Here is a 5,052-nt window from a genome sequence, read left to right as displayed (position 1 = left end):
AATATATCTAAGGATTATATTAAGGTTTCACCTGCACAGCACTATATAATGGGGGGGATTAAGGTAGACCTTAATGGCATGACTAGTATAGAGGATATTTATGCATGTGGTGAGTGTGCAAGAACAGGAGTACATGGAGGAAATAGACTTGCTAGTAATTCGCTCTTAGAGGCTATTGTTTATGGGAAAATAATAGCTAATAATATTTCAATGAAGGCTTCAATTAATATAGATGCATTGAACTTTGAAGAGGCTATTTCATGTGAGGAAATAGTCTATGATAGTGTTGACTTTAAATCCATTAAAACACGTATAGGAGAAACAATGGATAAGAATGTTTCTATAATAAGAAGCAGCAGATCTCTTAAACTAGGGAAAAGTGAAATAGAAGAGATTCTAAGTATATTATCTAGGACAAGTTCAAGAAGTAAAGAGTATTTTGAGACTTTAAATATGGCAATTGTAGCAAGAAGTATTATTAATTCTTCAATTAATAGAAGAGAGAATCTTGGTGCGTTTTATAGGATTGATTAGGAGGCAGAATATGCTAGATAGAATTGTATACGAAGATATAGTGAAAAGAGCCTTAATGGAAGATATTAATTATCTAGATCTTAGTAGTAGCTTAATTGGGGATATTATTATTTCAAGGGCTAGGGTAACATTTAAAGAAGATGGGGTTCTATGTGGACTTAATATATTTATTGAATGTTTTAGACAAATTGACCCATTAGTTAAGATTGATAAGCTTAAAAATGAAGGTGATTATGTTTTAAAGGGTGAGGATGTATTAAGTATTGAAGGAAGAGGAAGTAGTATTCTTAAGGCAGAGAGAACTGCACTTAATTTTCTTCAAAGAATGTGTGGAATTGCAACTAAGTCAAGAATGTATAGCAATATAGTAAAGGGGCTTAATACGAGGATTGTTGATACTAGAAAAACAACCCCAGGACTTAGGCCACTAGAAAAGTATGCAGTTAGGATAGGTGGGTGTTATAACCATAGATATAATTTAAGTGATGCAATTATGATTAAGGATAATCATATTAAATCACTTGGTGGAATTGGTAGTGCTATTAAGAAGGCCCGTGATATTGCACCTCATACAATGAGGGTTGAGGTTGAGGTTTCTACAATAGATGAGGTAAATGAGGCATTATTAAATAATGCGGATATAATAATGCTTGATAATATGAATTATGAAGATATGAAAAAGGCAGTTGAGATAATCGACAAGAAAGCTATAGTTGAGGTCTCAGGAAATATTAATTTAGATACTGTAGAGAAGGTAGCAAGTCTTTCTGTAGATATAATATCAACAGGGGATTTAACACATACAATAAAGAGTTTAGATATTAGTCTTAACTTAGTGGATTAATTTTACTATAAGTTATTGATTTAATGTGGTAAACAAGTTAATATGTATCTAATATTTTAAATTTTGTATGAGGTGAGACATGGGTATATTAAAGGAGCTTAAAAAGAGAGTTCTTGTACTTGACGGTGCTATGGGAACCGCAATACAGGATTACAATCTTACTGAAGAGGATTATAGAGGGGATTTACTAAAGGATTCTAAATATCAGTTAAAGGGGAATAACGATATTTTAGTATTAACAAAACCTGAGTTAATACGTGAAATCCATGAAAGATATCTTGATAGTGGGGCAGACATTATTGAGACTAATACTTTCAATGGAACATCAATATCACAGGAAGACTACGGCTGTGAAAGATATGTTTATGATATTAATTATAGAGCGGCTTTACTTGCTAGGCAGTGTGCAGATGAAGCTGAGAAGGTGGACAACAAGAAAAGATTTGTGGCAGGGTCTGTTGGACCAACGAACAAAACATTATCCCTATCTCCTGATGTTGAAAACCCAGGGTATAGGGCGGTTACATTTGATGGAATGGTTAAGGCATATTCAGAGCAGATAGGAGCTCTTATTGATGGTGGAGTTGATGTTATATTAATAGAAACCATATTCGATACTCTGAATGCTAGAAGTGCTATATATGCACTAGATGTTATTAATGAAAAAAGAGGACTTAACATTCCTATAATGATATCAGGAACACTTACAGATAAAAGTGGAAGAACTCTATCAGGACAAACACTAGATGCATTTGTTGAATCTATTAAGAACGACAATGTTATATCAGTAGGACTTAATTGTTCATTTGGAGGACGTGATCTGATTCCATTTATTAAGAATCTTTCAGAAACTGTACCTTACTATGTAAGTGTGTACCCAAATGCAGGACTTCCTAATAGATTTGGACAATATGATGAGAAGCCTGAGATAACAGCATCATTTATTAAGGAAATGCTTGAAATGGGCAGTATTAATATTGTTGGTGGATGCTGCGGTACTACATATGAACATATTAAGGCTATATCAGACCTTGTAAAGGACTATGCTCCAAGAATTCCAAGGGAAAAGACTCTTGAAACTAGATTTGCAGGTCTTGAGGTAGTTCGTGTTAGTCGCGAAAATAACTTCCTTAATATTGGAGAGAGAACTAATGTTGCAGGGTCTAAGAAGTTTGCAAGACTTATAGGTGAGAAAAAATATGAAGAGGCCCTGTCTATTGCAAGGGATCAGGTTGAAAATGGTGGACAAGCGATAGATATTAACTTTGATGATGGAATGCTAGACTCTGAAAAGGAAATGGAAATATTCCTAAAACTTCTAGCATCAGAGCCTGAAATATCAAGGGTTCCCGTAGTTATTGACTCATCTAAGTATTCAGTAATACTAAAGGGTCTTAGAAGTATACAGGGTAAAGCAATAGTTAACTCAATAAGTCTTAAAAATGGTGAACAGGAATTTGTTGATATTGCAAAGGAAATAAAAAGACTGGGTGCAGCTGTTGTCGTTATGGCATTTGATGAGGTTGGCCAGGCAGATACATATGAAAGAAAAATAAAGGTTTGTAAAAGAGCATATGACATATTAGTGGACAAGGTTAAGTTCCCAAGGGAAGATATTATATTTGACCCTAACATACTAGCCATAGCTACTGGTATGGAGGAACATGATAGTTATGGTATTGACTTTATTAAAGCAACTAAATGGATAAAGGAAAATCTTCCAGGTGCAAATGTATCAGGGGGACTGTCTAACCTTTCATTCTCATTTAGAGGTAATAACGTAATAAGAGAAGCTATACACTCAGTGTTCTTATACCATGCTATAAATGCAGGTATGGATATGGCAATACTAAATCCATCTATGATTCAAATCTATGATGAAATAGATAAGGAGCTACTTGAAAAGGTAGAAGCAGTGGTTCTTAACACACATAAAAATGCTTCTGAGGAGCTTATTGAGTTTGCAGAAAAGTTTAAGGGTGAATCAGCAAAAACAGAGGAAAATAAGCTTAAGTGGAGAGAAGAACCAGTTAGGGAAAGACTTAAGTATGCACTTATTAAGGGTATTGTAGATTTTGTTGAAGAGGATGCAATAGAGGCAAGAGAAGGGTTTCCTCGTTCATTAGATGTTATTGAAGGGCCATTAATGGATGGAATGAGAACTGTTGGAAACTTATTTGGTGAAGGGAAGATGTTCCTTCCTCAAGTTGTAAAAAGCGCAAGGGTTATGAAAAAAGCTGTAGCCGCACTTATGCCATATATAGAAAGTGAAAAGGCAGGAGGAGCTAGTACATCAGGTACAATAGTTCTTGCAACAGTTAAGGGAGATGTACATGATATAGGGAAAAACATTGTTGATGTAGTTCTTTCATGTAATAACTTTAAAACAATAGACCTTGGAATAATGGTTCCACCAGAGGCTATTGTTAAGGCGGCTAAGGAACATAATGCAGATATTGTAGGTCTATCAGGACTTATAACTCCGTCACTCGATGAAATGGGAATAGTTGCTGATATGATGGAATCAGAGGGAATGGACATACCTATAATGATAGGTGGAGCTACTACAAGTAAGGTTCATACTGCTGTTAAATTATCTGATAGATACAGGGGCGGAATAGTTCATACATTAGATGCATCGAAAGCTGTGGAAGTTGCTAAAATATTATGTAAAAAAGATGCTAGAGAAGAGTTTTTAACTTCTACATATGGTGAATATGAAAATATAATTAATAAGTATAAGGCTGAGGATGAGAAGCTTTTAAGTATTGAAGAAGCTAGGGAAAATAAACTAAAAATCAACTGGAATAGAGTTAAAATAGATAAACCTAAGGAACTTGGAAGAAAGTCTATAAGTCTTAAGGTAGAGGATTTACAGTCTTATATAGATTGGTCATTCTTCTTCTTTGAGTGGGGAATACCCAAATCATTCCCAGCAGTACTTAAGGATGAGAGATATAGCGAAGAGGCTAACAAGCTATATAATGATGCTAAAACAATGCTTAATGAACTTGAGGAAAAAATAAATATACATGGAGTTTATGGATTTTTTGATGCAAAGTCTATAGGTGAAGATATAGAGATATATAGTGAAAATGAATCATATAGATTTAACACAATAAGACAACAAAAGAAAACAGAAAATGGAATAAATTTATCAATGGCAGACTTTGTATCACCATTTAATGATTATGTTGGTGGATTTATAGTTACAGCAGGAAAAGAATCAGAGAAGATATATAAAGAATATAAGGATAATGGAGACCAATACAGTGCTATGATGGTGAAAATCCTATCTAATAGACTAGCTGAAGCCTTTTCAGAATACCTAATTAGTCATATAATAGATGAAAATAGCATTGAAAAAGAGGTTATAAGACCTGCTATAGGTTATCCATGTCTACCTGACCATTCAGAGAAAGTTAAGCTTTTTAAGCTACTTAAGGGAAAAGAAACAGGTGTAGAGCTTACTGATAGCTTTATGATGAATCCTACAGCAAGTGTATGCGGATTATACATTATTAATGATAATGCTAAGTACTTTGCAGTAGATGCTATAGATGCTACCCAGCTTAAAGACTATGCTAGAAGAAAGGGAGAGGACATAAACTTTATAGAAAAGATGCTTGCAAATAACTATAGAAAGTAGGAGATAAAATGGGACTATTTGATGG

At 34.2% G+C, this 5,052-nt stretch carries 3 protein-coding genes; all 3 read left to right on the top strand.

The window, feature by feature from the left end; genetic code table 11:
* The coding region (locus tag RR539_RS10360) for an FAD-binding protein (RefSeq protein ID WP_332474355.1) at nucleotides 1–534 on the top strand (534 nt) is incomplete at its 5' end.
* A gap of 10 nt (nucleotides 535–544) precedes the next feature.
* Nucleotides 545–1,378 carry a carboxylating nicotinate-nucleotide diphosphorylase gene (gene nadC / locus RR539_RS10355; RefSeq protein ID WP_332474356.1) on the top strand — a complete coding sequence of 278 codons (834 nt, stop codon included), beginning with the start codon at nucleotides 545–547 and terminating at the stop codon, nucleotides 1,376–1,378.
* A gap of 79 nt (nucleotides 1,379–1,457) precedes the next feature.
* The gene (gene metH, locus RR539_RS10350) at nucleotides 1,458–5,027 is read left to right on the top strand and encodes a methionine synthase (RefSeq protein WP_332474357.1); all 3,570 of its coding nucleotides are present in this window, start codon (nucleotides 1,458–1,460) and stop codon (nucleotides 5,025–5,027) included.
* Nucleotides 5,028–5,052: the final 25 nt, after the last annotated feature.

This window comes from Clostridium sp., assembly GCF_036639235.1.
GTDB lineage: Bacteria > Bacillota > Clostridia > Clostridiales > Caloramatoraceae > Clostridium_AB.
Note: the sequence above shows the minus strand (reverse complement) of the source record. Positions and strands in the feature narration are given on the sequence as shown.

Bases quoted from the DNA above. Each gene is read 5' to 3' on its own strand.
- nadC (WP_332474356.1), top strand. From the start codon at position 545: ATGCTAGATAGAATTGTATACGAAGATATAGTGAAAAGAGCCTTAATG.
- metH (WP_332474357.1), top strand. From the start codon at position 1,458: ATGGGTATATTAAAGGAGCTTAAAAAGAGAGTTCTTGTACTTGACGGT.